This window comes from Streptomyces sp. NPDC018026 (assembly GCF_044327745.1).
Classification (GTDB): Bacteria; Actinomycetota; Actinomycetes; order Streptomycetales; family Streptomycetaceae; genus Streptomyces; species Streptomyces rubrogriseus.
Genome location: NZ_JBIRFY010000004.1, coordinates 484253 through 511245 on the forward strand (window position 1 = coordinate 484253; position 26993 = coordinate 511245).

A 26993-nucleotide genomic window follows, 5' to 3' on the forward strand; every position below is an offset into this window, starting at 1 on the left:
CTGCTCGTAGGCTGCCGCTTATGTGCGGAATCGTGGGATACGTAGGGTCTCAGTCGGCACTCGATGTCGTGATGGCCGGACTGAAGCGGCTCGAATACCGGGGATACGACTCGGCGGGCGTCGCCGTGCTCGCGGACGGCGGCCTCGCCGCCGCCAAGCGGGCCGGCAAGCTCGTCAACCTCGACAAGGAACTGTCCGAACACCCGCTGCCGTCCGCCGTCACCGGCATCGGCCACACCCGCTGGGCCACCCACGGCGGCCCCACCGACGCCAACGCCCACCCGCACCTCGACAACGCGGGCCGGGTGGCCGTCGTCCACAACGGCATCATCGAGAACTTCGCGCCGCTGCGGGCCGAGCTGGCGGAGCGCGGCCACGAACTGCCCTCCGAGACCGACACCGAGGTCGTCGCCCACCTGCTCGCCGAGGAGTACTCGGCCTGCGCCGACCTCGCCGAGGCGATGCGGCTGGTGTGCGGGCGGCTGGAGGGCGCGTTCACCCTGGTCGCGGTGCACGCGGACGCGCCGGACGTGGTCGTGGGCGCGCGCCGCAACTCGCCGCTCGTGGTGGGCGTGGGGGAGGGCGAGTACTTCCTCGCCTCGGACGTCGCGGCCTTCATCGCCCACACCCGGGACGCCGTCGAGCTGGGCCAGGACCAGGTCGTCGAGCTGCGCCGGGACGGCGTGCGGGTCACCGCCTTCGACGGCACCCCGGCGGACGTCCGCTCCTACCACGTCGACTGGGACGCCTCGGCCGCCGAGAAGGCCGGCTACGCCTCCTTCATGCTCAAGGAGATCGCCGAGCAGCCCAAGGCCGTCGCCGACACCCTCCTCGGCCGCGTCGACGGCTCCGGCACGCTGAGCCTGGACGAGGTGCGCATCCCGCCGGAGGTGCTGCGGGAGGTCGACAAGGTCGTCGTCGTCGCCTGCGGCACGGCGTACCACGCCGGGCTGATCGCCAAGTACGCCATCGAGCACTGGACGCGGATCCCCTGCGAGGTGGAGCTGGCCAGCGAGTTCCGCTACCGCGACCCGATCCTCGACCAGCAGACCCTGGTCGTCGCGATCTCCCAGTCCGGCGAGACCATGGACACCCTGATGGCCCTGCGCCACGCCCGCGAACAGGGCGCCAGGGTCCTCGCGATCTGCAACACCAACGGCTCGACGATCCCCCGCGAGTCCGACGCCGTGCTCTACACCCACGCGGGCCCCGAGGTCGCCGTCGCCTCCACCAAGGCCTTCCTCACCCAGCTCGTGGCCTGCTACCTGGTCGCCCTCTACCTGGGTCAGGTGCGCGGCACGAAGTACGGCGACGAGATCGGCGACGTCGTCCGCGACCTGTCCGGCATCTCCGGCGCGGTCGAACGGGTCCTGGGGACCATGGACCCGGTGCGCGAACTGGCCCGCTCCCTCGCCCACAAGAACACGGTGCTCTTCCTCGGCCGGCACGTCGGCCACCCCGTCGCCCTCGAAGGCGCCCTCAAGCTCAAGGAGCTGGCGTACATGCACGCCGAGGGCTTCGCGGCGGGCGAGCTGAAGCACGGGCCGATCGCGCTGATCGAGGAGGACCTGCCGGTCGTGGTCGTGGTGCCGTCCCCGCGCGGCCGCTCGATCCTGCACGACAAGATCGTGTCCAACATCCAGGAGATCCGCGCCCGCGGCGCCCGCACCATCGTCATCGCCGAGGAGGGCGACGAGGCGGTCGTCCCCTACGCCGACCACCTCGTCCGGATCCCGGCCACCCCGACCCTGCTGCAACCCCTGGTGGCCACGGTGCCGTTGCAGGTCTTCGCCTGCGAACTGGCCACGGCCCGCGGCAACGAGGTGGACCAGCCGCGGAACCTGGCGAAGTCGGTGACGGTGGAGTAGGACCGCCCGGCGCGTGCCCCGCGGCGGTCCGTCAGCGGTCCCTCAGTGGTCCCTCGGCAGTCCCTCAGCGGCCGGTCGCGGGGAGCACGGTGACGACCCGGAAGCGTTCCAGGACCACCGGTGTCGCGTCGTCCACCGTGAAGCCCGGGTCGCCGAGCGCCGCGCGCATCTCCGCGCCGTGCCAGAACCGTTCGTGGCCCGCCCGCCACTCGGCCACGCTCGTGTCCCCCTCGCCCTCGTCGACCGCGTGGGCGAGGTCCACCTCGGCCAGCGGGACGACGCGCACTTCCGTCACCTCGACGACGGCGACGGGGAGTTCACCCGAGTCGACGACCACCGCACGGCTCCCCACCTCGGGCAGCGGCTCGCCCTCGTGCTCGTAGTCGGCGACCAGCCCGGTCGTGGACGTCTTCGAACCGTCGAGGATCGCCGCGACGAGCCGGTCGCGCAGGGGGCCGGGGAAGCCGAACTCGGCCCTGGGGAGCGAGCCGGGGTCCGCCGGGGGCGGGGTCGGGTCGGAGTCGAAGGTCATCTGATCACCGTAGCGGCGAGGCACGCCCGGTCCCCGGTTCAATCCCGGTTCAGTCCCCCCGGACGTCCCGCCAGGCCCGCGGGATCGCCCTCGCCACGTCGTGCGCCCCCGCCGGGGCGCCCGCCGCCGCGAAGCGGCCCGCCAGACCGTGCAGGTACGCGCCCACGCTCCCCGCGTCCACCGCCGACAGGCCCGCCGCCAGCAGCGACCCCGCCAGGCCGGACAGCACGTCCCCGCTCCCGGCCGTGGCGAGCCACGACGTCCCCGTCGCGTTGACCCGGACGGGACCGCCCTTCGCACTGGCCACCAGGGTCGTCGAGCCCTTCAGCAGCACCGTCGCCCCGTACCGCGCCGCCAGTTCGCGCACCGAGGCCAGCCGGGCCGCCTCGACCTCCTCCCGGCCCACCCCGAGCAGCGCCGCCGCCTCCCCGGCGTGCGGGGTCATCAGCGTCGGTGCCGTGCGCGCCCGTACCGCGTCCGCGTCGGCCAGCCGCAGGCCGTCCGCGTCGATCAGCACCGGTACGTCCGCCGCCAGCACCTCGGCCACCGTCGCCGCGTCGTCACCGGCACCCGGTCCGACCACCCAGGCCTGCACCCGCCCGGCCCGCTCCGGCCCCCGGTCGGACACGAGCGTCTCCGGGAAACGGGCGATCACCGCGTCCCCCGCCGGACCGACGTACCGCACCGCACCGGCCCCGCCCCGCAGCGCGCCCGCGACGGCGAGTACGGCCGCGCCGGGATAGCGGGCCGACCCGGCGGCGATGCCCACCACTCCGCGCCGGTACTTGTCGCTCTCGCCCGCCGGGACCGGCAGCAGGCGGGCCACGTCCGGGTGCTGCAACGCCTCCAGCTCGGCCGCCTCGCCGGGCAGCGGCAGACCGATGTCCACCAGGCGCACCGCACCCGCGTACTCCCGCGCCGGATCGATCAGCAGCCCCGGCTTGTGCGTCCCGAACGTCACCGTCAGGTCGGCCCTGACCACGTCCCCCCGGACCCGGCCCGTGTCCGCGTCGACCCCGCTCGGCAGGTCGACGGCGACGACGGCGGCCCGGGACCGCGCGGCCGCGTCCGCCAGCGGAACGGCCTCCTTCCGCAGCCCGCCCGCGCCGCCGATCCCGACGATGCCGTCGAGGACCAGATCGGCCCGCGCGATCAACTCCTCGGCCGAACCGGCGGAACCGGCCGAACCGGCCGAACCGGAACCGGTGGGCCCGGACCCGGTGGGCCCGCCCTCCGTGACCCGTCCGCCCGCGCGCCGCAGCGCCGCCAGCCCGCCGCCGTGCGCCCGCTCCGGCGCGAGCAGCACCGCCGTCACGCCCGCGCCCCGCCGGGCCAGCCGCGCGCCCGCGTACAGGGCGTCGCCGCCGTTGTCGCCGCTGCCGACCAGCAGCACCACCCGGCTGCCGTAGACCCGCCCGGCCACCCGGGCCAGCACCTGGGCGCAGGCGGCGGCCAGCCCGGCCGCGGCCCGTTGCATCAGCGCCCCCTCCGGCAGCCGTGCCATCAGTTCCCGCTCGGCGTTCCTGACCGTTTCCACGCTGTACGCAGTCCGCATGCCGTCGAGTCTTCCCCGTACGCCGGGAACACGCACGGTCCGCCGCTCTCCGGAATCCGCGATGGGGGACAGTTGTCCCATGAGGAGCGGCGGTGACGACGAGACGGCACAGGTGATGACCTCGCTGGGGGCCCGCCTGCGCGCCATCCGGCAGGCCCGCGGGCTCACGCTGGCCCAGCTCGCCGCCGCCACCAGCATCTCCGTGAGCACCCTGTCCCGGCTGGAGTCGGGGCAGCGCGAGCCGGGGCTGCGGCACCTGCTGCCGCTGGCCCGGGCGCACCGGCTGCCCCTGGACGAACTCGTCGGCTCGCGCACCGGCGACCCCCGCGTCCATCCCCGCCCCTTCACCCGGCACGGACAGACCTGGGTCCCGCTCACCCGGAACCCCAACGACGGGCTGCACGCCTACAAGCAGATCCTCCCCGCCCCGGCCACCCCGCGGACCGAATGGACACCGCGTCCCGAGCAGGGGGCGCACGAGGGCCACGAGTGGCTCTACGTGCTCTCCGGCCGCCTGCTCCTCGCCCTCGGCGAGCACGACCTCGTCCTGAGTGCCGGGGAGACGGCGGAGTTCGACACCCGCGTCCCGCACGGCATCGCCAACGCCGGGGACCGGCCCGTCGAGTGGATCGCCCTGTACGGCGCGCAGGGCGAACGCATGCACATCCGGGTCCGGCCGACCGCCGACTGACCCACCGGGCCGGGGCCTGTCCGGCCGGCCCTACCCCTCCGCGATCACCACCGCCGACGCGATCCCCGCGTCGTGGCTCAGCGACACGTGCCACGACGCCACGCCCAGCTCCGCCGCCCGCGCCGCCACCGTTCCCGTGACCCGCAGCCGCGGCCGCCCGCCGTCCTCGACCCACACCTCGGCGTCCGTCCACAGCAGCCCCGCCGGTGCGCCCAGCGCCTTGGCCAGCGCCTCCTTCGCCGCGAACCGGGCGGCGAGCGAGGCCGTGCCCCGGCGCTCCCCGCCGGGCAGCAGCAACTCGCTCTCCAGGAACAGCCGCCCCGCCAGGGCCGGTGTGCGCTCCAGCGACGCCCCGAACCGCTCGACCTCGGCCACGTCGATCCCGACCCCGATGATGCTCATGCCGGGAACCATAGCCACTGCCGGCGGCGTGCGGCGGGGGCAGCCGGGTGCTCTGAGAGACTGGGGGCACGATGAGCGAGACAACTGCTCGGCGGGACGCGGACGCGGTACTGCGCGCCCGGGCCGAGATCGACCTGGCCGCCCTGCGGGCCAACGTACGCGCACTGCGCGAACGGGCCCCCGGGGCGGCTCTCATGGCCGTCGTCAAGGCGGACGCCTACGGCCACGGCGCGATCCCCTGCGCCCGCGCGGCCGTCGAGGCCGGTGCGACCTGGCTCGGCACCGCCACCCCGCAGGAGGCCCTCGCCCTGCGCGCGGCGGAGCCCGGACTGCCGGACGACGTACGGATCATGTGCTGGCTGTGGACGCCCGGCGGGCCCTGGCGGGAGGCGGTCGAGGCCCGTCTCGACGTGTCCGTGAGCGCGATGTGGGCCATGGAGGAGGTCACCGGGGCGGCACGGGCGGCCGGGGTGCCCGCGCGCGTGCAGCTCAAGGCCGACACCGGGCTCGGGCGGGGCGGCTGCCAGCCCGGCGCGGACTGGGAGCGGCTGGTCGACGCCGCGCTGCGGGCCGAGGAGGAGGGCCTGCTGAGGGTCACCGGGCTCTGGTCCCACTTCGCCTGCGCCGACGAGCCCGGCCACCCCTCCATCGCCGCCCAGCTCACCCGTTTCCGGGAGATGACGGCCTACGCCGAGCGGCAGGGCCTGCGCCCCGAGGTGCGGCACATCGCCAACTCGCCCGCCACCCTCACCCTCCCCGACGCCCACTTCGACCTCGTACGGCCCGGCATCGCGATGTACGGCGTCTCACCGAGCCCCGAGATCGGCACCCCGGCCGACTTCGGGCTGCGCCCCGTGATGACGCTGGCCGCCTCGCTGGCCCTGGTCAAGCAGGTCCCCGGCGGCCACGGCGTCAGCTACGGGCACCACTACACCACCCCCGGCGAGACCACCCTCGGCCTCGTCCCGCTCGGTTACGCGGACGGCATCCCCCGGCACGCCTCCGCCACCGGCCCGGTCCTCGTCGACGGCAAGTGGCGCACGGTCGCCGGGCGGATCGCGATGGACCAGTTCGTCGTCGACCTGGGCGGGGACCGGCCCGAGCCGGGCGCCGAGGCGGTGCTGTTCGGACCGGGCGACCACGGCGAGCCCACCGCCGAGGACTGGGCCCAGGCGGCGGGCACCATCGCGTACGAGATCGTCACCCGGATCGGAAGTCGCGTTCCGCGCGTCTACGTCAACGAATGACGGTCGACGAATGACGGTCGACGAACGGCGGCCGACGCATAGCGGGCAATGCACAGCGGTCAACGAGTGACGCGCCCGTCGGCGGCGTGACGCGCGCGGGCCGCGCGTTCAGGTGAATCAGTGGCCGGCGGGCGTCCGCACGGCCCGGCGAAGAGGAGCGGTGCACGTGAGCGAGAGCAACGCGGAGGCCGTCGCGGCGGCCGTCGCCTCCGCCACGGAGGCCGCCACCGGTGGCTGGCGCCGGGCGACCGGCATCGCCGGGGTCGCGATAGGCGTGGTCGCGGCGGGCGCCGCGGCCGGCGTGGCGATAGAACGGCTCACCGTCGGCCGCGGGATGCGCCAGAGGGCCCGCCTCGCCCTCGACTCGACGGGACCCTACGGCGGACTGCGCGGCACGCCCGGCAAGGCGTACGCCGACGACGGCACCGAGCTGTACTACGAGGTCGACGACCTCGACCCGGAGGCCGGGGCCGACCCCGCCCCGCGCCGCAGGCGGCTGTTCGGCCGCAAGGCGCCCGCACCCGTCACCGTCGTCTTCAGCCACGGCTACTGCCTCAACCAGGACTCCTGGCACTTCCAGCGGGCGGCCCTCAGGGGCGTCGTCCGCACCGTCTACTGGGACCAGCGCAGCCACGGCCGGTCCGGGCGGGGCGTGACCCAGACGCGGGACGACCGGCCGGTCAGCATCGAGGACCTGGGCCGCGATCTCAAGGCCGTCATCGACGCGGCCGCGCCCGAGGGCCCGATCGTGCTGGTCGGCCACTCCATGGGCGGCATGACCATGATGGCGCTGGCCGACGCCTTTCCCGACCTGGTCCGCGAGCGCGTCGTCGGCGTCGCTCTCGTCGGCACGTCGTCCGGGCGGCTCGGCGAGGTCAACTTCGGGCTGCCGGTGGCCGGGGTCAACGCGGTGCGGCGGGTGCTGCCGGGCGTCCTCAGGGCGCTGGGGCAGCGGGCCGAGCTGGTGGAACGGGGGCGGCGGGCGACGGCGGACCTGTTCGCCGGGATCATCAAGCGGTACTCGTTCGCGTCCCGGGACGTCGACCCGGCCGTGGCCCGGTTCGCCGAGCGGATGATCGAGTCGACGCCGATCGACGTCGTCGCCGAGTTCTACCCCGCCTTCAACGACCACGACAAGACCGAGGCCCTCGCCCACTTCGCCGGCCTTCCGGTCCTGGTCCTGGCCGGGGTGCGGGACCTGGTGACGCCGAGCGAGCACAGCGAGGCGATCGCCGACCTGCTGCCCGACGCGGAGCTGGTGCTGGTCCCCGACGCGGGGCACCTGGTGATGCTGGAGCACCCGGAGCTGGTCACCGACCGCCTCGCCGACCTGCTCGCCCGCGCCGGGGCCGTGCCCGCAGCGGCTACCGTGGACGGTTATGGAAGCACCAGCAGCAGCGCAGGGCCGGGGCCCGGCTGAGTCCTCCGGTCCCGCCGCCGACCCGTCCTCCGACGCCGCGCCCCCCGGCGTCGAGATCACCGTCACCTCGCCCGAGCAGATGCGGGAACTGGGCCGAAGGCTCGCCAAGCTGCTGCGCGCCGGTGACCTGGTGATGCTCAGCGGGGAGCTGGGTGCGGGCAAGACGACGCTGACCCGCGGTCTCGGCGAGGGGCTCGGCGTGCGGGGCGCCGTGACCTCCCCGACCTTCGTGATCGCCCGCGTGCACCCCTCGCTCGGTGACGGTCCGCCGCTCGTCCACGTGGACGCCTACCGGCTCTCCGGCGGCCTCGACGAGATGGAGGACCTGGACCTCGACGTGTCCCTGTCCGACTCGGTGATCGTGGTCGAGTGGGGCGAGGGCAAGGTCGAGGAGCTGACCGAGGACCGGCTGCGGCTCCGGATCGACCGGGCCGTCGGCGACACCACGGACGAGGTGCGGCACGTGACGGTGACCGGCCTGGGCGAGCGGTGGGCCACGGCCGACGTGAGCGTCCTCGCCGGCTGAGCCGCCCCGGCGCGGTCCTCCCGGCGGATTTTCCGACAAAGCGTCGGCAAAAGATTGCGTTCCGGGTCTTGCGCGTGGTCACATGGTACTCGGCTCGTAGTTAGGCATGCCTTACTGCGCCCGCCCCCGAGCTTCAGGAGGCGTCCATGTCGTCCGTGTCCCAGGCCCAGCCGCAGGGCCGTCCGAGCCACCAGCCGCCCGCGCCCGCCGGGGTGTCGATGCGTGACCTGCTCGCTTCCTGCGCCGCCGCGACGGCGGTCTCGACGCCGCCCCGCGCTCCCGAGCCGGAGACGCGAGGGCCGGTCCGCGACCGGCAGGGTCAGCAGGACCGGCAGGACCGGCAGAGCCACCGCGAGGCCGCCTGACGCCCCGCGGGGAGCCGCACGTTACCGCGCACGTACGACGCGCGCACCGCGCGGCGTCAGGGGACGACGACGACCTGCCGTCCGATCGTCGCGAACTTCCACATCGCGTCGCCGTCCGCGCGCGACTCGCGGATGCCGCCGGTGGGCCGGTCCGGGTCGGGCGCGGCCGTCGAGCCGTCGACCGCCGCGCTGAACCCGATGGCCACGCCCTGGGCGCCGGTGAAGCGCACCACGTGCTCGACCGGGATGCCGTCGGACCCGGTGATCCGGTTGGACCGGGACGTGACCGTGTAGGCGCCCGGTGCCGGGTCGACCGTGCTGGGCGTGACCTCGAAGGTGCGCCGCACCTTGTTCCCCGGGCCGACCAGCCACACGCGGTCGTCGTCCACCGAGTACACCACCCGTTCACCCTGTCCGGACATGGCGGGCAGCGCGTTCGGATGCCGCCGGTCGCGCGGTGCCTTGGTGGCGCCCGGGGCGGGGCTGGCGGTCGCGTGGGTCCGGCCGAAGCCGGCGGGGACGCTGACGGAGGCCTGGTGGGCCAGGACGCCGATGGTCACGAGGGCCGCCGTGGTGAGGCCGGTGACGATACCGGCGCTTCTGCTTGCCACGGGCGACCACCTCGTCGTCGTACTTGTGCGTCCTGCGTCCTGCGTCCTGCGTGCCGTACCCCGGGTGAAGGTAGCAGTACGTGAGCGTGTGACCGCGTTGTGCGACACGGAGCGGCCGGTCCGGTCCCGGCGAGTGTCCCCGGGTTGTCCACAGGGCGTCCGGCGCGGGCCTCCCGGCGCCGTAGGCTGTTTGCGTGCTCTTGCTCGCTCTGGATACCGCCACGCCCGCCGTGACCGTCGCGCTGCACGACGGTACGGACGTCATCGCCTCGTCGAGCCAGGTCGACGCACGCCGGCACGGTGAGCTGCTGCTGCCCGCCGTGGACCGGGTGCTCGCGGAGGCCGGTCTGCGGCTCGACGCCGTGACCGCCGTCGTCGCAGGCATCGGCCCCGGCCCGTACACGGGGCTGCGGGTCGGCCTGATGACCGCGGACGCCTTCGGGCTCGCGCTCGGCGTGCCCGTGCACGGCGTGTGCACACTGGACGGCCTCGCGTTCGCCGCCGACCTGGAGGGCCCCTTCGTGGTGGCGACCGACGCCCGCCGCAAGGAGGTCTACTGGGCGCGGTACGCCGACTCCCGCACCCGCCTCACCGACCCGGCCGTGGACCGCCCCGCGGACATCGCCGGGCAGGTGGCCGGGCTGCCCGCCGTCGGCGCGGGCGCGCTGCTCTACCCGGACACCTTCCCCCGGGCGCACGAGCCGGAGCACGTGTCCGCCGCCGCGCTGGCCCGGCTGGCCGCCGAGAAGCTGGCGGCGGGGGAGGAGCTGCCCGCGCCCCGGCCGCTGTACCTGCGCCGGCCCGACGCGCAGGTCCCCAAGAACTACAAGGTGGTCACCCCGAAGTGATCGAGCCGGCCACCACCGAGTCCGCACCCGCCGCGCTGCGCGAGATGCGCTGGTGGGACATCGACCCCGTGCTGCGCATGGAGCGGGAGCTGTTCCCGGAGGACGCCTGGTCGCGGGGGATGTTCTGGTCCGAGCTGGCGCACGCGCGCGGGCCCGGGGCGACCCGGCGCTACCTGGTCGCCGAGAAGGACGGCCACCTCGTCGGCTACGCGGGCCTGGTCACCTCCGGCGAGCAGGGCGACGTGCAGACCATCGCCGTCGCCCGCGATCACTGGGGCACCGGCCTGGGCGCGCGGCTGCTGACCGAGCTGCTGCGCGCGGCGACCGACTTCGAGTGCACCGAGGTGCTGCTCGAGTGCCGGGTGGACAACACCCGCGCCCAGCGGCTGTACGAGCGCTTCGGCTTCGAGCCCATCGGCTTCAGACGCGGCTACTACCAGCCGGGGAACGTGGACGCCCTGGTGATGCGCCTGACCGACCCGTCCACCTCCGTACCGGGAACCGAACGAGGAACCGAGAACCATGGCTGACTCACGCGACGAGCCTCTCGTCCTGGGGATCGAGACCTCCTGCGACGAGACCGGCGTCGGTGTCGTACGCGGCACCACCCTGCTGGCCGACGCCGTCGCGTCCAGCGTCGACGAGCACGCCCGCTTCGGCGGCGTCGTGCCCGAGGTGGCCAGCCGCGCCCACCTGGAGGCGATGGTGCCGACCATCGACCGCGCCCTGAAGGAGGCGGGGGTGAGCGCGCGCGACCTCGACGGCATCGCCGTCACCGCCGGGCCCGGCCTCGCGGGTGCCCTGCTGGTCGGCGTCTCGGCGGCGAAGGCGTACGCCTACGCGCTGGGCATGCCGCTGTACGGCGTGAACCACCTCGCCTCGCACATCTGCGTCGACCAGCTCGAACACGGCGCGCTGCCCGAGCCGACGATGGCCCTGCTGGTCTCCGGCGGACACTCCTCCCTGCTGCTGTCCACGGACATCACCTCGGACGTCCGCCCCCTCGGCGCCACCATCGACGACGCGGCCGGCGAGGCCTTCGACAAGATCGCCCGGGTGCTGAACCTGGGCTTCCCCGGCGGCCCGGTCATCGACCGGTACGCGCGCGAGGGCGACCCGGGCGCGATCGCCTTCCCGCGCGGGCTGACCGGCCCGCGCGACGCGCCGTACGACTTCTCCTTCTCCGGTCTGAAGACGGCCGTGGCCCGCTGGATCGAGGCGAAGCGGGCGGCGGGGGAGGAAGTGCCGGTGCGCGACGTGTCGGCGTCCTTCCAGGAGGCGGTCGTGGACGTGCTGACCCGCAAGGCGGTGCGGGCCTGCAAGGACGAGGGCGTCGACCACCTGATGATCGGCGGCGGCGTGGCCGCCAACTCGCGGCTGCGGGCGCTGGCCCAGGAGCGCTGCGAGGCGGCCGGGATCCGGCTGCGGGTGCCGCGCCCCAAGCTGTGCACGGACAACGGCGCGATGGTCGCCGCGCTCGGCGCCGAGATGGTCGCCCGGAACCGGGCCGCCTCCGACTGGGACCTCTCCGCGGACTCCTCCCTGCCGGTGACGGAGCCGCACGTGCCGGGGCAGGCCCACACGCACGGCCACGGCCACGATCACGGCCACGACCACGTGCACGAGGTCAGCAAGGAGAACCTCTACTCGTGACCGTCGCGCTGATGTGGGAGGCGCGGGCCGTGCCCGGCCGGGGCGGGGAGCTGCTGGCCTGGGTGCGGCGGCAGGAGCTGCCCCGGCGGCCGCTGCGCCGGGAGACCCTGCGCGCCCCGCAGGACCGTGTCCTCGTCATCACCTGGTGGGACGCCGCGTACGACGCCGCACTCCCGGAACTGCCCGAACCGGACGAGAGTCTGGTGACGCGGGCGGTGCACCGCTGGCGGTTCGAGTCGGTCGAGTCGGGCCAGAGCGACGACGGCGACGACCAACGCGTCGAATGATTCGGCGCTGGCGTCGAATGTTCCGCCGGGTCTCGGTTCGCCGACCTCTTCGTCAGGCGGCCTCATGGGGTTACGATCGCCGCCATGACATCCCCGCAGCCCGCTGAAACCCGGACGCAAAAGCGGTCCGCGCAGACCGCGACCCTCGCCGAGATCGCGCGTGAGGCCGGTGTGTCGGCGCCGACTGTTTCGAAGGTGCTCAACGGTCGCGCCGACGTCGCCCCGTCGACCCGGGCCCGTGTCGAGGAGCTGCTGCGCGCCCACGGCTACCGGCGCAGGCGGGCCGAGTCCACCCGCTCGCCCCTGATCGACCTGGTCTTCCACGAGCTGGAGAGCGCCTGGGCGATGGAGGTCATCCGCGGCGTGGAGAACGTGGCCAGGGACACCGGGCTCAGCGTCGTGCTCTCCGAGAGCGCGGGCCGCCTCACGCCCGGCCGGACCTGGGCCGACCAGGTCGCCGCCCGCCGCCCGCACGGCGTGATCCTGGTCCTGTCCGGCCTCGACGAGTCCCAGCGTGCCCTGCTCACCAGCCGCTCCATCCCGTTCGTGGTGATGGACCCGGCCGGCGACCCGGGCGCCGACGTGCCGTCCATCGGCGCCACCAACTGGCAGGGCGGCCTCGCCGCCACCCGGCACCTGGTCGAGCTCGGACACACCCGCATCGGCGCCATCAGCGGACCCACCCGCATGATGTGCAGCCGCGCCCGCGTCGACGGCTACCGGGCCGCCCTGGAGACGGCGGGGCTGCCGGTCGACCCCGGCCTGATCGTGACCGGCGACTTCCACCACGAGGCCGGCTACCGGCAGGGTCTCGAACTGCTGCGCCGCCCGGACCGCCCGACCGCCGTCTTCGCCGGCAACGACCTCCAGGCGCTCGGTCTGTACGAGGCGGCGCGTGAGCTGGGGCTGCGCATCCCGCACGACCTGAGCGTGGTCGGGTTCGACGACCTGCCGGTGGCCCGCTGGGTGGGGCCGCCGCTGACGACCGTACGGCAGCCGCTGATGGAGATGGCCGAGGCGGCGGCGCGGCTGGTCCTGGACCTCGGGCGGGAGGACCGCTCCTCGACGGCGACCCGCGTGGAGCTGGCCACCAGCCTGGAGGTGCGCAGCAGCACGGCTCCGCCCCGGGAGGGCCAGGCCGTGGCGGGATGAGCGAATGAGCGAATGGGCGAATAAGTGAATAAGCCCGCAGTCTGAGAATTTCCGCAGAAGCCCGACCCACCTGTTCCAGTTTCAATAATTCGGACTTATGTTCCTTCCGGTGGGGCATCCGGGTGGGGACGCGGACGGGACGGGCGGGGCGGGGGGCTGACGGATGGCGGCGCGGGGCGGACAGGACGGGCGGGGCGGCCGCCGGAAGGCGCTGAGGGTGGCCGGTCTGGCCCTGGCCGGATCCCTGCTGCTCGGCGCCGGGGCGGCGGGCTGGGCCTACTGGCACCTGAACGGCAACATCAGGAGCGTCGACATCAACGGCGCGCTCGGAGACGACCGCCCCGCGCGCCCGGTCACCGTCCCCTCCACCTCGTCCTCCGCCTCGCCCTCAGCCTCCCCGGTACCCACCGGCGCCCTGAACATCCTCGTCCTCGGCTCCGACTCGCGCAGCGGCGAGCAGAATCAGGAACTGGGCGGCGGCGACAGCGGCGGAGCCCGCTCGGACACGGCCATGGTCGTCCACCTCGACGCGGGCCGCACCGCCGCCACCGTCGTCAGCATCCCGCGCGACACCCTCGTCGAGCGGCCCTCCTGTCCCCTGCCGTCCGGCGGTACGACCAGGGCGGCGAGCGGCGCGATGTTCAACACCGCCTACGAACTGGGCGGGCCGGTCTGTGCCGTGAAGACCGTCGAGTCGCTCACCGGCGTGCGCATGGACCACTACGTCGAGGTCGACTTCTCCGGCTTCGCCGACCTGGTGGACGCGCTCGGCGGGGTCACCGTCACCACGGACGTGGACATCGACGACGACAAGAGCCACCTCCACCTGGACGCCGGCACCCACCACCTCGACGGCACCGAGGCCCTCGGGCTGGCCCGCACCCGGTACGGGCTGGCCGGCGGCAGCGACCTCGCCCGGATAGAACTCCAGCACAAGCTCGTCAAGGCGCTCATCGAGCAGATCTCCGCCACCGACCTGCTCACCGACCCCGTCAGGCTCTACCAGGTCGCCGACGCCCTCACCGGCAGCCTCACCACCGACACCGGCCTGGACTCGCTGGGCGAGCTGACGGACCTGGGCCGCAGCCTCGGTGACCTCGCCGCGGACGACGTACGCACACTGACGATGCCGGTGCTGCCCGCCCCCTCCGACCCCAACCGGGTCGTGGCCGACCAGCCGGACGCCGCCGAGCTGTGGGAATCGCTGCGCTGAGCGAGATTCCCGGAAATCCTCCCGGCGTGTGTCGATCCGCGGCCGGCCCGTTCGACGCAAGGGTGAGAGGCCGGGAGAAGCCCGGCAGCACAACCACCCGAGGAGCCACCATGCCCCGCTACCTGTCCCTCATCCGTATCGAGGAGTCCGACGCCCTCCCCGACGGCCCCAGCCCCGAGCTGATCCAGCGGATGGAGAAGCTGATGGAGGAGATGACCAAGGCCGGCGTCCTGCTGGACACGGCCGGACTGACCCCGACCGCCCAGGGCACCCGCGTCCACTACGAGGGCGGACAGCTCTCCGTCACCGACGGGCCCTTCACCGAGACCAAGGAGGTCATCGGCGGCTACTCCCTCCTCCAGGCCAAGGACCGGGCCGAGGCGGTCGAGTGGACCAAGCGGTTCCTGAAGGTGCACGAGGAGTACTGGACGGTGACCTGCGAGGTGCGCGAGCTGATGGAGGGCTGAGCGACGCGGGGCACCGGTTCCCGCTTTGTCCCGGCGCCCCGAGGGTGTTGCATGGTGGGCTGTGGAAGCACAGCCCGCCGCAGCCTTCGAAACCGTCTTCCGGCTCGAGTCGCCCCGCGTGATCGCCGCGGTCGCCCGGCTCGTCCGGGACGTCGGCATCGCCGAGGAACTCACCCAGGACGCCCTGGTCGCCGCCCTGGAGCAGTGGCCGAGGGACGGCGTGCCCGACAACCCGGGCGGCTGGCTCATGACCACCGCCCGCCGCCGCGCCGTCGACCTGATCCGGCGCCGGGAGACCTACGCCCGCAAGCTCGCCGAGATCGGCCGGGACCTGCCCGTCTCGGCGCCCCCGCCCGAGGAGCCCGCCGACCCCGAGGACATCGACGACGACCTGCTGCGGCTGGTCTTCACCGCCTGCCACCCGGTGCTGTCCGCCGAGGCCCGCATCGCCCTCACCCTCCGCCTGCTCGGCGGCCTGACCACGCCCGAGATCGCCCGCGCCCGCCTCGTCCCCGAACCGACGGTCGCGCAGCGCATCGTCCGCGCCAAACGCACCCTGGCCAGGAAGAACGTCGCCTTCGAGGTGCCGTACGGACCGGATCGCGCGGCCCGCCTCGGCTCGGTCCTCGAGGTCATCTACCTGATCTTCAACGAGGGCTACGCGGCCACCGCAGGCGACGACTGGCTCCGCCCCGCCCTGTGCGAGGACGCCCTGCGCCTGGCCCGCGTCCTGTCGGCCCTGATGCCGAAGGAACCCGAGGTCCACGGCCTGGCCGCGCTGCTGGAGTTCCAGTCCTCCCGCACCGCCGCCCGCACCGCCCCCGACGGCGAGCCGGTGCTGCTGCGGGACCAGAACCGCCGCCGCTGGAACCGCCTGCTCATCACCCGCGGCGTCACCGCCCTCGGCCACGCCCACGCCACCACCGGCGCCGAAGGGCCGGGCCCGTACGCCCTCCAGGCCGCGATCGCCGCCTGCCACGCCACCGCCCTCAGCTACGAGGAGACCGACTGGCCGCGCATCGCGACGCTCTACGCCCTGCTCGCCGCCCGTGCCCCGTCCCCGGTCGTCGAACTCAACCGCGCCGTCGCCGTCTCGATGGCCGAGGGCCCGGCCCCCGCCCTGGCCCTCGTCGACGCCCTCGCCGCGGAACCGGCCCTGCGCGACTACCACCTGCTCCCCAGCGTCCGGGGCGACCTCCTGCTCCGCCTGGACCGCGCGGCGGAGGCCCGCGAGGAGTTCGAACGGGCCGCCTCCCTGACCCGCAACGCCCGCGAACGCGCGCTCCTGCTGGCCCGGGCGCGGGAGGCGACCGGTTAACGCGCCGGGTGCCCGATCAGCATCGTCGGCGCCCCCGCGACCCGCGTCAGGAACACCGTCGCGGAGTTCGGCCCCTGCGGCTTGACCTTCTTCCGCAGCTCCTCCGGCTCGACCGCCGAGCCCCGCTTCTTCACGGTCAGCGTGCCGACCCCGCGCTCCCGCAGCAGCGCCTTGAGCTTCTTGACGTTGAAGGGCATCCGGTCGGTGATCTCGTACGCCGTGGCGTACGGCGTCGGCAGCAGTGCGTCGGCGGTGACGTACGCGATGGTCGCGTCGAGCAGGCCGCCGCCGACCTGTGCGGCGACCTCGGCGACCAGGTGGGACCGGATGACGGCGCCGTCCGGTTCGTACAGGTACCGGCCGGGCGTGCGCACCTCGGGGTCGGGCAGGCCGCTGCCGGGCAGGGTGCGGGCGCCGGGCAGCAGCGTGGCCCGCACCGCTCCGGGAGCCGCGCCGGTCCCGAACCACAGCACGGCCTCCTTCACGTCACCCCCGTCGGAGATCCACTCCGCCTCGGCGTCCTCGGGCACCGCCTCGTGCGGGATGCCGGGCGCGACCTTCAGCGCGGCGGCCCGAGGCGCCGTACGGGCCGCCCGCACGGCCCAGGACAGCGGCGGCGAGTACGCCTCGGGATCGAAGATCCGGCCCCGCCCGCCCCGGCGCGCGGGATCGACGAACACCGCGTCGTACGCCTCCGTGTCCACCTCCGTGACATCCGCCTCGCGCACCTCGATCAGGCCGGAGAGCCCCAGCGCGTCGGCGTTCGCCCGGGCCGCCGCTGCCGTGACCGGGTCCCGGTCGACGGCGAGCACCCGGATCCCGGCGCGGGCCAGTGCGATCGCGTCGCCCCCGATCCCGCAGCACAGGTCGGCGACCGAGGCCACGCCCAGCGCCGCGAACCGCCCCGCCCGGTACGCCGCCACACTCGCCCGCGTCGACTGCTCGACCCCGTTCGGAGTGAAGAACATCCGCCCGGCGTCCTCGGCCCCGAACTTCGCCGCCGCCCGCTGCCGCAGCCGCGCCTGCCCGAGCGCCGCCGACACCAGCTCGGCGGGATGCGTGCGCCGCAGCCGGGTCGCGACCGCCAACTCCCGCACGGGGTCGGTGTCGCGCACCTCGTCGAGGAGCGCGCGGCCTTCGGGGGTGAGGAGGAGGTCGAGGTCGTTCACCGGGTCATTGTGGGCCAGTCGGTGGATGGTGTGCCTCCGGGGCGGTGTCGGGCCGGGTTCGGCCGCGGGGGACTGCGAGGATCCGGCACCATGCAAGCAGTCGTACAAAATGACAAAAGTCGGGCATCGCGTCGCGTGTCCCGGGCCCTTCGTGCCACCACCGTCCTCGCCGTCGCCGCCCTCGCCGCCGGCTGTGCGCAGGCAGCGGACCAAGGCGTGCGGGGCGCCCCCGGTCAGCAGGCACCCCCGGCCCGCGCGGTCGACGGCGCGGCGAAGGCTCGCGAGGCCCGGGCGGCGCTGGCCGCCGCCGCCAAGCGCTGGGACCTGAAGAAGGTCCCGCTGACGGCCCCCGCGGCCCCCGCGAAGAAGCCGGAGATCAAGGCCCGCGAGGGCTTCGAGGTCGACGGCCAGGAGGAGGACGGCCTCCCGCCGGTCTTCACCACGGTCCCCACCAAGGAGAAGGTCGTCTTCCTCACCATCGACGACGGCGCCGAGAAGGACCCGGCGTTCCTGAAGATGATGAGCGAGCTGAAGATCCCGTACACCGTCTTCCTCACCGACGAGGAGATCAAGGACGACTACGGCTACTTCAAGAAGATGCAGGCCCGCGGCATCACCCTCAACAACCACACCCTGAGCCACCCGTACCTCCCCGCGCTCTCCTACGAGGAGCAGAAGCACGAGATCTGCGGCATGCAGGACGTGATGGAGAAGCGCTACGGCAAGCGCCCCGTCCTCTTCCGCCCGCCCTTCGGCAACTACAACCGCGACACCCTGCGCGCCGCCAAGTCCTGCGGGATCAAGTACGCCCCGATCTGGAGCGAGGAGGTGTACGTCGACCACTGGGAGTACCGCGAGTGGGACCAGGACCTGCACCCCGGCGACATCGTCCTCACCCACTTCCGGGGCGAGAACGACTGGGACGGCACCATGACCGACATGGTCCGCCGCTTCCTGGACCGGATCACCGCCGACGGGTACGCGGTGGCCCGCCTGGAGGACTACCTGTGAGGCGGGGGCGGCTCCGTCCGGCCGGCGCCGCCCCGGCCACCCTCCTGATCCCGCTGCTGCCCCTGCTCCTGCTGCTCCCGCTCACCGGCTGCGACCGGATCGCCGCCGCCCCCGCCCCCGCCGAACACGCGGCGGCGGCCGGGGACCCCGCCCAGGACGCCGACCGGGGCCGTCGTCTGCCGCCCGTCGTGGACCACGTCCGCACCGACGACCCGGTCGTCTTCCTCACCTACGACGACAGCGCCGAGCGCGACCCCGCCTTCGCCGGCCTGATCCGCGAACGGCGGCTCCCGGTCACCCTGTTCCTCACCGACACCGTCGCCGGACCGGCGTACGGCGAGCTGGCCGGGCTGCGCCCGTTCGGCGCGAGCCTGCAGAACCACACCCTGGACCACCGCTCCCTGCGCGGCCTGCCCTACGCCGGCCAGCGAGCCGAGATCTGCGGCCAGCAGAGCAAGCTCAGGTCCCGCTTCGGGGCCCGCGCCCATCTCTTCCGCCCGCCGCACGGCACGTACGACACCACGACCCTGCGCGCCGCCGCCGACTGCGGCATCACGGCCCTGGTCCTGTGGCGCGCCACCCTCGACGCCGACGGCGCCCTCACCTACACCCGCGGCGACCACCGCCTCCACCCCGGCGACATCGTGGCCGTGGACCCGGACCACCCGACGGCCACGAACCTGACGGCCCGCACGGAACGTCTGCTGGAGACGATCGAGGAGCAGGGGCTGAGGGTGGGCGACTTGGAAAATTACCTCTGACTCCTCGACGCCGACCGGCACAATCCAGCCCGTCCGGCGTTTGAGGACGAGGCCGTCCAGGCCGAAATCCCCGCCGACGCGCCGCCGGCATTGGCACTCCGCTTGACCGAGTGCTAATCGCAGTCATAGTCTCGGCTCTGGCACTCCCCAGTGGAGAGTGCCAACTACGCGACGGGCAGGTCCGGCACCCGCGACGACGGATCCACCTGGTCGCCACCTCAGACAGTTAACCCCGTGAGATCTCCGAAGGGGGAGGTCGGATCGTGACGACCACCAGCTCCAAGGTTGCCATCAAGCCGCTCGAGGACCGCATCGTGGTCCAGCCGCTCGACGCCGAGCAGACCACGGCTTCGGGCCTGGTCATTCCGGACACCGCCAAGGAGAAGCCCCAGGAGGGCGTCGTCCTGGCCGTCGGCCCGGGCCGCTTCGAGGACGGCAACCGCCTTCCGCTCGACGTCAGCGTCGGCGACGTCGTGCTGTACAGCAAGTACGGCGGCACCGAGGTGAAGTACAACGGCGAGGAGTACCTCGTCCTCTCGGCCCGCGACGTGCTCGCGATCGTCGAGAAGTAGAAGTAGCTCTCAAGTAGCTCTTCACTTCACCGAAGCACCTTGCTTTACAGCTGCGCCCCTGGCTCCCGCGACCATAAAAAGCCGGGCGTCGGGGGCGCAGTTGCCGTATAACCCCAAGATTTCCGGAAGAGGGCTCACGCTCCCATGGCGAAGATCCTGAAGTTCGACGAGGACGCCCGTCGCGCCCTCGAGCGCGGCGTCAACAAGCTCGCCGACACCGTGAAGGTGACGATCGGCCCCAAGGGTCGCAACGTCGTCATCGACAAGAAGTTCGGCGCCCCCACCATCACCAACGACGGCGTCACCATCGCCCGCGAGGTCGAGGTCGAGGACCCGTACGAGAACCTCGGCGCCCAGCTGGTGAAGGAGGTGGCGACCAAGACCAACGACATCGCGGGTGACGGCACCACCACCGCCACCGTGCTCGCCCAGGCGCTCGTGCGCGAGGGCCTGAAGAACGTCGCCGCCGGTGCCTCCCCGGCGCTGCTGAAGAAGGGCATCGACGCGGCCGTCGCCGCCGTGTCGGAAGACCTTCTCGCCACCGCCCGCCCGATCGACGAGAAGTCCGACATCGCCGCCGTGGCCGCGCTGTCCGCCCAGGACCAGCAGGTCGGCGAGCTGATCGCCGAGGCGATGGACAAGGTCGGCAAGGACGGTGTCATCACCGTCGAGGAGTCCAACACCTTCGGTCTGGAGCTGGACTTCACCGAGGGCATGGCCTTCGACAAGGGCTACCTGTCGCCGTACTTCGTGACGGACCAGGAGCGCATGGAGGCCGTCCTCGACGACCCGTACATCCTGATCAACCAGGGCAAGATCTCCTCCATCGCGGACCTGCTGCCGCTGCTGGAGAAGGTCATCCAGGCCAACGCCTCCAAGCCGCTGCTGATCATCGCCGAGGACCTGGAGGGCGAGGCGCTCTCCACCCTCGTCGTCAACAAGATCCGCGGCACCTTCAACGCGGTGGCCGTCAAGGCCCCCGGGTTCGGCGACCGCCGCAAGGCGATGCTGCAGGACATGGCCGTCCTCACCGGCGCCACGGTCATCTCCGAGGAGGTCGGCCTCAAGCTCGACCAGGTCGGCCTCGAGGTGCTCGGCACCGCCCGCCGCATCACCGTCACCAAGGACGACACCACGATCGTCGACGGTGCCGGCAAGCGCGACGAGGTCCAGGGCCGCATCGCCCAGATCAAGGCCGAGATCGAGAACACGGACTCCGACTGGGACCGCGAGAAGCTCCAGGAGCGCCTCGCGAAGCTGGCCGGCGGCGTGTGCGTGATCAAGGTCGGCGCCGCCACCGAGGTGGAGCTGAAGGAGCGCAAGCACCGTCTGGAGGACGCCATCTCCGCGACCCGCGCCGCGGTCGAGGAGGGCATCGTCTCCGGTGGTGGCTCCGCGCTGGTCCACGCCGTCAAGGTGCTCGAGGGCAACCTCGGCAAGACCGGCGACGAGGCCACCGGTGTCGCGGTCGTCCGCCGCGCCGCCGTCGAGCCGCTGCGCTGGATCGCCGAGAACGCCGGCCTGGAGGGTTACGTCATCACCTCCAAGGTCGCCGAGCTCGACAAGGGCCAGGGCTTCAACGCCGCCACCGGCGAGTACGGCGACCTGGTCAAGGCCGGCGTCATCGACCCGGTGAAGGTCACCCGCTCCGCCCTGGAGAACGCCGCCTCCATCGCCTCCCTCCTGCTGACGACCGAGACCCTGGTCGTCGAGAAGAAGGAAGAGGAAGAGCCGGCCGCCGCCGCGGGCCACGGCCACGCCCACTGAGCGCTGCGCTGAGCTGAGCGAACGGTGCCCGGTCCCCTGCGGGGGGCCGGGCACCGTTGCTTCTGGGCTCTGGTGCCGGGTCGGCGTCTGCCCCACCGGGTTCGTTGCCGGGTGCGGCGACGTCGTGGTTGCGCGCGCAGTTCCCCGCGCCCCTTTGGGGCGATTCCCCTGACGAACCTCAGCGACGAGCCGTCACAGCAGTCCGCTCAGCGGCAGTACGCGCTCGGCGAGCCGGCCCCGCAGGCGGCCGTCGGCGGTGTCCGCCCCTTCCGCGAGCCAGCCGGCGGCGACCAGCAGCCCCGCGTGCTCGGCGACGTCCTCGGGCCGCAGGCCGCAGAACTGGGCGACCTCGTCCAGCGCCGGACCGGCGTCCTCGCCGACGGCTCCCAGGCACCCGTCGGGACGGCTGTGGGCCGCGGTGTACACCGCGAGGAGCCTGGTGGCGGCCCCCGCCTTCTTCTTCCGCAGCTTCCGGTCGCCCACCACCTTCTGCGCCCACCCCGAGAGCCGCGCCCGGGTGACCTTGCCGAAGAAGAACGGGCGGGGCTGCGTGGGAATCAGCGTGGGCACCGTGATCCGGGTGGGCTCCTCGGGCCGGGACATCAGCGCGTCGTCGGCGGTGACGTCCTGCGGCAGCAGCAGCCAGCCCACGTCGACGAGCCCCTGGAGCACCCGCTCGGCGTCGCCCTGCAACCAGCCGCCCAGGTCCTGCCCGGTGACGTTCCCGGTACCGGCGCGCGCGGCCCGCAGGGTGAGCATCAGCACCGCGAGCCGCGCCTCGGCCTCGGGGAAGGGGGAGCCGGTCCGGACGTGCTCCAGCACCTCGCGGGCGTGGACGCCCTGACCCCGGGTCAGCAGCCGCTCGACCACGGGTCCCTCCCCGCCCACCGGGAGGCCGCGGCGGTTGGCGTCCATCTCGCGGGTGGTCCGCGCGGCCGCCGCGGCCCGGTCCGCTTCCTCCCGCAGGGACGCGTCGGCGGTGACGTCCGCCCACAGGGCGAAGGCGCGGGCCTTGCGGTCGTGCAGTTCGGCGAGGACGGCGAGGTCCGGTTCCGGGCGCCGCTGGTACGCGCGGAACGCGTCCCCGAGTTCGGTCAGCTCCACGCGCAGCACCTCGGGCTGGAGGTCGTGCGGCACCATCCGCTGCGCGACCTTCGCCCATCGGCCCGCCTTCCGGGCCCGGGCGGGGACACCGCCGGGCCGGGGCAGCGGGGCGGGCCGGGCCTGCGGGACGGAGGCGGCACCGGCATCGGCCGCACCGGCCGCACCGGTCGCACGGGGGCGGGCCGAGGCCGGGACCGCCGACGGCGACCCGCCGCCGGGAGCGTCGGAGAACAACACCGTCCCGCCCCCGGTCACCGCCCCCCGGCCCGACCTCGCCCCGTCCGTACGCCCCCTGTCGATGCCGTCGACGAACAGTTCGCCCCGGTCACCAGTGCCCGCGTTCACGCGATGCCGCCCTCTCCCTCGCCGAACCTGCGACCTCCCGCCCGCTGCGGGCGCAGCCACCCGACGCTACGTCGCGCGGGCAGCCCGCCAGGAAGGGTCCGGGACGGACCACACGTTCGGGTGACGAGCCGGTCGGCGACCCCCACCGCCACCCCTACTGCCACCCCTAATGCGACCCCTACTGCGGGCCGTACTTGCGCCCCGTCCGCGACGTGATCCCGCCCAGCAGCCCCCGCGGCACCAGCTTCGCCGCGCCCATCAGGGTCTTGTAGCGGGGGTCGGGGATCGACAGGGACTTGCCGCGGGACAGGTCGGCGAGGGCCGCCGCGACGACGTTGTCCGCGTCGAGCCACATCCAGTTCGGGATGTTGTCCGTGCCCATGCCGGCCCGCTCGTGGAACTCCGTGCGGATGAAGCCGGGGGCCAGGGCCATCAGGCGGACGCCGCTGCCGGCCAGGTCCTTGGCCACGCCCTGGGTGAACTGGACCACCCACGCCTTGGAGGCGCCGTAGGTGCCGCGCGGGACGAACGCGGCGACCGAGGCCACGTTGACGACGCCGCCGCGGCCCCGCTCCCGCATCGCCTCCACCGCCGCCGAGGTCAGCCGGAGCACCGCCTCGCAGTGCACCTTGAGCATGGTCAGCTCGTCGGCCATGGGGACGTCGAGGAAGCGGCCCTTGTTGCCGAAACCGGCGTTGTTGACCAGCAGGTCGACGGGGTTCCTGCGGTCGGACAGCCGGGCCGCCACCGCGTCGATGCCGGCGTCCGCCGACAGGTCGGCCGTCAGCACCTCCGCCTCGATGCCGTGCCGGTCGTGCAGCTCCGTGGCCTGCTCGCGCAGCCGCTCGGTGTCACGGGCCACCAGCACCAGGTCGTGTCCGTCGGCCGCCAGCCGCCGCGCGAACGCGGCGCCGAGGCCCGCCGTCGAGCCCGTAATCAATGCCGTTGTCATGGCGCAAGGTTAGGGCGCGGGGTGATGGCCCCGGACCGAGCCCGTCCGCTTCACTCAGGCGCCGTACCGCGCCACGTACTTCCGCGCCGACGCCAGCGCCTCGGGGTGCAGCGCGTCGCCCGCGGCGAGCAGCCGGGGGAGCAGGTCCCGCTGGGTCGTCACCGCGCGGAACTGCAGGGCCACCGTCACCTCGTGCGCGGGCCGGTGCACGATCCGCACCGGATCGCCCGCCCGGATCTCACCGGCTTCCAGGACGCGGAAGTAGGCGCCCGGCGCGCCCTTCTCCGTGAAGCGCTTCACCCAGCGCTGTTCACCCATGTGGCCCTGGAAGGTGCGGCAGGGGATGCGCCCGGACGTCACCTCCAGGAGCAGCTCGGGGCCGACCCGCCAGCGCTCGCCGATGAGGGCCCCGGCCAGGTCCAGGCCCGTGGTGGTGAGGTTCTCGCCGAACGAGCCGTTCGGCAGCTCGCGGCCCAGCGTGCGCTCCCAGTCGTCCAGGTCCTCGCGCGCCATCGCGTAGACCGCCTGGTCGTCGCCGCCGTGGTGCCGTGTGTCGCAGACGGTGTCGCCGGCCAGACCGCTCGCCCCGAACCCCTTCGCCCCGGGAGCCGCCACCCGCACGGGTCCGTCGGCCGGCCGCTTGTCGATGCCGGTGACGCCCTCGGGCTGGTCCGTGTAGGGCACCTCCTTCGCGCGTCCCAGGTTGACGGACAGGAGCCTCATGGCGGAAAGGTGCATGCCGGAACGGTAGGTCATGCGCGATCAAAGCGGCTACGCGTTATTCGGCGTCCGGTCAAAGGGTCGCTTATCCTCGGGGGTGTGATCGAGGCCCGTCATCTCCGCGTGCTGCGCGCCGTGGCATCCACCGGTTCCTTCTCCGCCGCGGGGCGCGAGCTGGGCTGCACCCAGCCCGCCGTCAGCCAGCAGATGAAGGCCCTGGAGTCCTCCGTCGGCACCCCGCTGCTCGTGCGCACCGGGCGCGAGATGCGACTGACCCAGGCCGGAGAGGCGCTGGTGCGGCACGCCGCCGGGATCATCGCCGGGCTCACCGCGGCCGAGGAGGAGGTCGCCGCGATCGCCGGGCTGCGCGCCGGACGGGTCCGGCTGGTCTCCTTCCCCAGCGGCAGCTCCACCCTCGTGCCGACCGCCCTGGCCGCGCTGCGCGCCGCGCACCCCGGCACCCGGGTCTTCCTGGAGGAGTCCGAGCCGCCGAAGTCCGTCGAGCTGCTGCGCGAGGGCGACTGCGACGTGGCGCTCGCCTTCCGCTACGAGGGCGCGGCCGGCGCGGAGGAGTGGGACGACCTCGTCGTACGGCCGCTGCTGACCGACCGGCTGGTGGCGCTGGTTCCCGAGGGGCACCGGCTCGCCCGCGCGGAAGGGGACGGATCCGTGGCGATCGGGGAACTGGCCCGGGAGTCCTGGATCGCGGGCTGCCCGCGCTGTCGCGGCCAGTTGGTCGAGGTGTGCGAGGGCGCCGGTTTCACCCCGCGCATCGACTTCGCGACCGACGACTACCCGGCGGTGGTCGGCCTGGTCGGCGCGGGCCTCGGCGTGGCCGTGCTGCCCCAGCTCGCCGTCGAGTCCGTACGGCCGCGGGGCGTGCGTACGGTCACGCTGGAGCCGGCCGTGCGGCGGGAGATCGTCGCGCTCACGCTGCCCGACCTGGCGCAGGTGCCGGCCGTGACGGCCACACTGGACGAGCTGGCCCGGGCGGGGGCGCGCCAGTCGGCGACGCGCTGACCGCGTCGGGGAGCCCTGCGGGGGTCCTTGCGGGGCCTTTCGTCGGGTTCTTCCAGAGAAACGTTCCTTCAGTGAGGGCCGGCCGCCTCCCCGCCGGCCGACGCCGAGGCCGTCGCCGCCACCAGGCGGTTGCGGGCCCGTCCCATGAGTTCTTCGCGCTCGTCCTCGGTCAGCCCGCCCCACACGCCGTACGGCTCACGCACCGCCAGCGCGTGCGCCGCGCACTCGGCGCGGACCGGGCACCTCATGCAGACCTCCTTGGCCGAGTTCTCGCGAGCACTCCGTGCCGCACCGCGTTCGCCTTCCGGATGGAAGAAGAGCGAGCTGTCCACCCCGCGGCACGCAGCCAGGAGCTGCCAGTCCCACAGGTCCGCGTTCGGTCCGGGAAGGCGGGAGAAATCTGCCATTGCGTGACCCCTTGTAGCCGTTCTGGGTGGATACGGTGTCCACGACCGTACAACTACGATCTAAGGAGATGAAAATATGACTCATTGCGAATCTAGCCGCAGACACCAGCGAAGTGGAAGAAAAGCGGCTGAATGGGGCACCGCTTGTGATGAAACGGCGCGGGTCCCACCCGCATGTCTGCTGCGTGCCCGCCCCCTCACGTAGAGTGCCGAAGACGACACACAGCCCCGTAACTCTTTCGAGTGACCATCGTTGAGAGTGCGGAGGCGGTTGAAGGAACAAGTGCTCGGGCGGGCGTCCGGGACGGTCGACCGCACAGGTGACGATTTCGTACCAGCCTGGAGGCTCAACGTGACGCGCAAGAGCTGCGGAGGACGGCCATGACTTCCGTCCTCGTCTGCGACGACTCCCCGCTTGCCCGAGAGGCGCTCCGCCGCGCGGTCGCGACCGTGCCCGGCGTCGAGCGCGTGACGACGGCCGCCAACGGCGAGGAAGTCCTCCGCCGCTGGGGTGCCGACCGCTCGGACCTGATTCTGATGGACGTGCGCATGCCCGGCCTGGGCGGCGTCGAGACCGTACGGCGGCTGCTGTCCGCCGACCCCGGCGCGCGCATCATCATGCTCACCGTCGCCGAGGACCTGGACGGCGTGGCCCTCGCGGTCGCCGCCGGCGCGCGTGGCTATCTGCACAAGGACGCCTCGCGCGCCGAACTGCGCGCCACCGTGACCCAGGCCCTCGCCGACCCGACCTGGCGGCTCGCCCCGCGCCGGCTGCGCTCGGCCGAGATGGGCGCCGCGCCCACGCTCACCGCGCGGGAGATCCAGGTCCTGGAGGGCATGAGCCACGGCCGCTCCAACGCGGAGATCGGCCGTGAGCTGTTCCTCTCCGAGGACACCGTCAAGACCCACGCCCGTCGGCTCTTCAAGAAACTCGGCGCCTCGGACCGGGCACACGCCGTGGCGCTCGGCTTCCGGTGGGGCCTGGTCCGCTAGGGGCTCCCCGTGCGATG

The 26993-nt window shown here is 73.5% G+C and carries 29 protein-coding genes; 20 read left to right on the top strand and 9 right to left on the bottom strand.

All coding sequences use genetic code 11. The annotated features are described in order from the left end of the window. Positions 1 to 20 precede the first annotated feature (20 nt). Complete coding sequence (gene glmS, locus ACH4D3_RS16370; RefSeq protein WP_398322291.1) at positions 21 to 1868, top strand: glutamine--fructose-6-phosphate transaminase (isomerizing); 1848 nt, start codon at positions 21 to 23, stop codon at positions 1866 to 1868. A gap of 64 nt (positions 1869 to 1932) precedes the next feature. On the opposite strand, the gene ACH4D3_RS16375 is transcribed toward glmS, so the two are convergent. Together ACH4D3_RS16375 and ACH4D3_RS16380 are read right to left on the bottom strand one after the other, a co-directional pair. After that, positions 1933 to 2400 carry an ASCH domain-containing protein gene (locus ACH4D3_RS16375; RefSeq protein ID WP_398322293.1) on the bottom strand — a complete coding sequence of 156 codons (468 nt, stop codon included), beginning with the start codon at positions 2398 to 2400 and terminating at the stop codon, positions 1933 to 1935. A gap of 49 nt (positions 2401 to 2449) precedes the next feature. Then, positions 2450 to 3955 carry an NAD(P)H-hydrate dehydratase gene (locus tag ACH4D3_RS16380; RefSeq protein WP_398322296.1) on the bottom strand — a complete coding sequence of 502 codons (1506 nt, stop codon included), beginning with the start codon at positions 3953 to 3955 and terminating at the stop codon, positions 2450 to 2452. Positions 3956 to 4034: 79 nt separating this feature from the next. On the opposite strand from ACH4D3_RS16380, the gene ACH4D3_RS16385 reads away from it, so the two are divergent. Then, the gene (locus ACH4D3_RS16385; protein ID WP_398322299.1) at positions 4035 to 4646 is read left to right on the top strand and encodes a helix-turn-helix domain-containing protein; all 612 of its coding nucleotides are present in this window, start codon (positions 4035 to 4037) and stop codon (positions 4644 to 4646) included. 30 nt (positions 4647 to 4676) lie between these two features. Here ACH4D3_RS16385 and ACH4D3_RS16390 read toward each other — a convergent pair whose 3' ends face one another. After that, entirely contained in the window at positions 4677 to 5048 is a 372-nt protein-coding gene (locus tag ACH4D3_RS16390; protein ID WP_398322302.1) for a holo-ACP synthase, read from the bottom strand. A gap of 71 nt (positions 5049 to 5119) precedes the next feature. Here ACH4D3_RS16390 and alr point away from each other — a divergent pair, with 71 nt between their 5' ends. The 4 genes from alr (at position 5120) to ACH4D3_RS16410 (ending at position 8606) form a co-directional block, all read left to right on the top strand. Further along, on the top strand, positions 5120 to 6295 hold the full coding sequence (alr, locus tag ACH4D3_RS16395) for an alanine racemase (protein ID WP_398322305.1): 1176 nt from the start codon (positions 5120 to 5122) through the stop codon (positions 6293 to 6295). 166 nt (positions 6296 to 6461) lie between these two features. Then, complete coding sequence (locus ACH4D3_RS16400) at positions 6462 to 7715, top strand: alpha/beta fold hydrolase (RefSeq protein ID WP_398322307.1); 1254 nt, start codon at positions 6462 to 6464, stop codon at positions 7713 to 7715. Further along, positions 7675 to 8241, top strand: coding sequence for a tRNA (adenosine(37)-N6)-threonylcarbamoyltransferase complex ATPase subunit type 1 TsaE (gene tsaE / locus ACH4D3_RS16405; RefSeq protein ID WP_398322310.1), 567 nt, complete (start codon positions 7675 to 7677; stop codon positions 8239 to 8241). Before ACH4D3_RS16400 ends, tsaE begins: the two co-directional genes overlap by 41 nt. 146 nt (positions 8242 to 8387) lie before the next feature. Further along, a complete protein-coding gene (locus tag ACH4D3_RS16410; RefSeq protein WP_398322313.1) occupies positions 8388 to 8606 on the top strand; it encodes a hypothetical protein in 219 nt (72 codons plus the stop codon). Positions 8607 to 8662: 56 nt separating this feature from the next. Here ACH4D3_RS16410 and ACH4D3_RS16415 read toward each other — a convergent pair whose 3' ends face one another. Beyond that, positions 8663 to 9217 (bottom strand): hypothetical protein, encoded by a 555-nt coding sequence (locus tag ACH4D3_RS16415; RefSeq protein ID WP_398322315.1) that lies wholly within the window; start codon positions 9215 to 9217, stop codon positions 8663 to 8665. A 194-nt stretch (positions 9218 to 9411) separates the two neighbouring features. On the opposite strand from ACH4D3_RS16415, the gene tsaB reads away from it, so the two are divergent. The 8 genes from tsaB (at position 9412) to ACH4D3_RS16455 (ending at position 16155) form a co-directional block, all read left to right on the top strand. Further along, positions 9412 to 10065 (top strand): tRNA (adenosine(37)-N6)-threonylcarbamoyltransferase complex dimerization subunit type 1 TsaB, encoded by a 654-nt coding sequence (gene tsaB, locus ACH4D3_RS16420; protein WP_011029839.1) that lies wholly within the window; start codon positions 9412 to 9414, stop codon positions 10063 to 10065. A gap of 44 nt (positions 10066 to 10109) precedes the next feature. After that, positions 10110 to 10595 (top strand): ribosomal protein S18-alanine N-acetyltransferase, encoded by a 486-nt coding sequence (gene rimI, locus ACH4D3_RS16425; protein ID WP_398322752.1) that lies wholly within the window; start codon positions 10110 to 10112, stop codon positions 10593 to 10595. Further along, a complete protein-coding gene (gene tsaD / locus ACH4D3_RS16430; RefSeq protein ID WP_398322318.1) occupies positions 10588 to 11718 on the top strand; it encodes a tRNA (adenosine(37)-N6)-threonylcarbamoyltransferase complex transferase subunit TsaD in 1131 nt (376 codons plus the stop codon). Before rimI ends, tsaD begins: the two co-directional genes overlap by 8 nt. Then, positions 11715 to 12005 carry a hypothetical protein gene (locus tag ACH4D3_RS16435; protein WP_398322321.1) on the top strand — a complete coding sequence of 97 codons (291 nt, stop codon included), beginning with the start codon at positions 11715 to 11717 and terminating at the stop codon, positions 12003 to 12005. The genes tsaD and ACH4D3_RS16435 overlap by 4 nt, the downstream gene beginning before the upstream one ends. 84 nt (positions 12006 to 12089) lie before the next feature. Further along, entirely contained in the window at positions 12090 to 13157 is a 1068-nt protein-coding gene (locus tag ACH4D3_RS16440; protein ID WP_398322323.1) for a LacI family DNA-binding transcriptional regulator, read from the top strand. Between the two features lie 163 nt (positions 13158 to 13320). Further along, a complete protein-coding gene (locus ACH4D3_RS16445; protein WP_398322326.1) occupies positions 13321 to 14370 on the top strand; it encodes an LCP family protein in 1050 nt (349 codons plus the stop codon). A gap of 110 nt (positions 14371 to 14480) precedes the next feature. Next, a complete protein-coding gene (locus ACH4D3_RS16450) occupies positions 14481 to 14837 on the top strand; it encodes a YciI family protein (RefSeq protein WP_398322328.1) in 357 nt (118 codons plus the stop codon). Positions 14838 to 14898: 61 nt separating this feature from the next. Beyond that, positions 14899 to 16155, top strand: coding sequence for an RNA polymerase sigma factor (locus ACH4D3_RS16455; protein WP_398322331.1), 1257 nt, complete (start codon positions 14899 to 14901; stop codon positions 16153 to 16155). Here ACH4D3_RS16455 and ACH4D3_RS16460 read toward each other — a convergent pair. Next, positions 16152 to 17324 (bottom strand): methyltransferase domain-containing protein, encoded by a 1173-nt coding sequence (locus tag ACH4D3_RS16460; protein WP_398322334.1) that lies wholly within the window; start codon positions 17322 to 17324, stop codon positions 16152 to 16154. The two genes, ACH4D3_RS16455 and ACH4D3_RS16460, sit on opposite strands and share 4 nt — an antisense overlap. Positions 17325 to 17414: 90 nt before the next feature. Here ACH4D3_RS16460 and ACH4D3_RS16465 point away from each other — a divergent pair, with 90 nt between their 5' ends. The 4 genes from ACH4D3_RS16465 (at position 17415) to groL (ending at position 21435) form a co-directional block, all read left to right on the top strand. After that, positions 17415 to 18335, top strand: coding sequence for a polysaccharide deacetylase family protein (locus ACH4D3_RS16465; RefSeq protein ID WP_398322337.1), 921 nt, complete (start codon positions 17415 to 17417; stop codon positions 18333 to 18335). Continuing rightward, positions 18332 to 19096 (top strand): polysaccharide deacetylase family protein, encoded by a 765-nt coding sequence (locus ACH4D3_RS16470; protein ID WP_398322340.1) that lies wholly within the window; start codon positions 18332 to 18334, stop codon positions 19094 to 19096. The genes ACH4D3_RS16465 and ACH4D3_RS16470 overlap by 4 nt, the downstream gene beginning before the upstream one ends. A gap of 263 nt (positions 19097 to 19359) precedes the next feature. Further along, positions 19360 to 19668 (top strand): co-chaperone GroES, encoded by a 309-nt coding sequence (gene groES / locus ACH4D3_RS16475; protein WP_003974211.1) that lies wholly within the window; start codon positions 19360 to 19362, stop codon positions 19666 to 19668. Between the two features lie 144 nt (positions 19669 to 19812). Next, positions 19813 to 21435 carry a chaperonin GroEL gene (gene groL, locus ACH4D3_RS16480; RefSeq protein WP_398322343.1) on the top strand — a complete coding sequence of 541 codons (1623 nt, stop codon included), beginning with the start codon at positions 19813 to 19815 and terminating at the stop codon, positions 21433 to 21435. Between the two features lie 192 nt (positions 21436 to 21627). Here the strand turns inward: groL and ACH4D3_RS16485 are convergent, their stop codons facing one another. The 3 genes from ACH4D3_RS16485 to ACH4D3_RS16495 all read right to left on the bottom strand — a co-directional run bounded on the left by ACH4D3_RS16485 (position 21628) and on the right by ACH4D3_RS16495 (position 24559). Further along, complete coding sequence (locus ACH4D3_RS16485) at positions 21628 to 22884, bottom strand: hypothetical protein (protein ID WP_398322345.1); 1257 nt, start codon at positions 22882 to 22884, stop codon at positions 21628 to 21630. A gap of 178 nt (positions 22885 to 23062) precedes the next feature. Next, the gene (locus tag ACH4D3_RS16490; protein WP_398322348.1) at positions 23063 to 23836 is read right to left on the bottom strand and encodes an SDR family NAD(P)-dependent oxidoreductase; all 774 of its coding nucleotides are present in this window, start codon (positions 23834 to 23836) and stop codon (positions 23063 to 23065) included. Positions 23837 to 23890: 54 nt separating this feature from the next. Then, complete coding sequence (locus tag ACH4D3_RS16495) at positions 23891 to 24559, bottom strand: MOSC domain-containing protein (protein WP_398322755.1); 669 nt, start codon at positions 24557 to 24559, stop codon at positions 23891 to 23893. A gap of 96 nt (positions 24560 to 24655) precedes the next feature. On the opposite strand from ACH4D3_RS16495, the gene ACH4D3_RS16500 reads away from it, so the two are divergent. Further along, positions 24656 to 25576 carry a LysR family transcriptional regulator gene (locus ACH4D3_RS16500; RefSeq protein ID WP_398322351.1) on the top strand — a complete coding sequence of 307 codons (921 nt, stop codon included), beginning with the start codon at positions 24656 to 24658 and terminating at the stop codon, positions 25574 to 25576. Between the two features lie 68 nt (positions 25577 to 25644). Here ACH4D3_RS16500 and ACH4D3_RS16505 read toward each other — a convergent pair whose 3' ends face one another. Next, complete coding sequence (locus ACH4D3_RS16505; RefSeq protein WP_003974205.1) at positions 25645 to 25983, bottom strand: WhiB family transcriptional regulator; 339 nt, start codon at positions 25981 to 25983, stop codon at positions 25645 to 25647. A gap of 381 nt (positions 25984 to 26364) precedes the next feature. On the opposite strand from ACH4D3_RS16505, the gene ACH4D3_RS16510 reads away from it, so the two are divergent. Next, positions 26365 to 26976 carry a response regulator transcription factor gene (locus tag ACH4D3_RS16510; protein WP_003948568.1) on the top strand — a complete coding sequence of 204 codons (612 nt, stop codon included), beginning with the start codon at positions 26365 to 26367 and terminating at the stop codon, positions 26974 to 26976. Positions 26977 to 26993 lie beyond the last annotated feature (17 nt).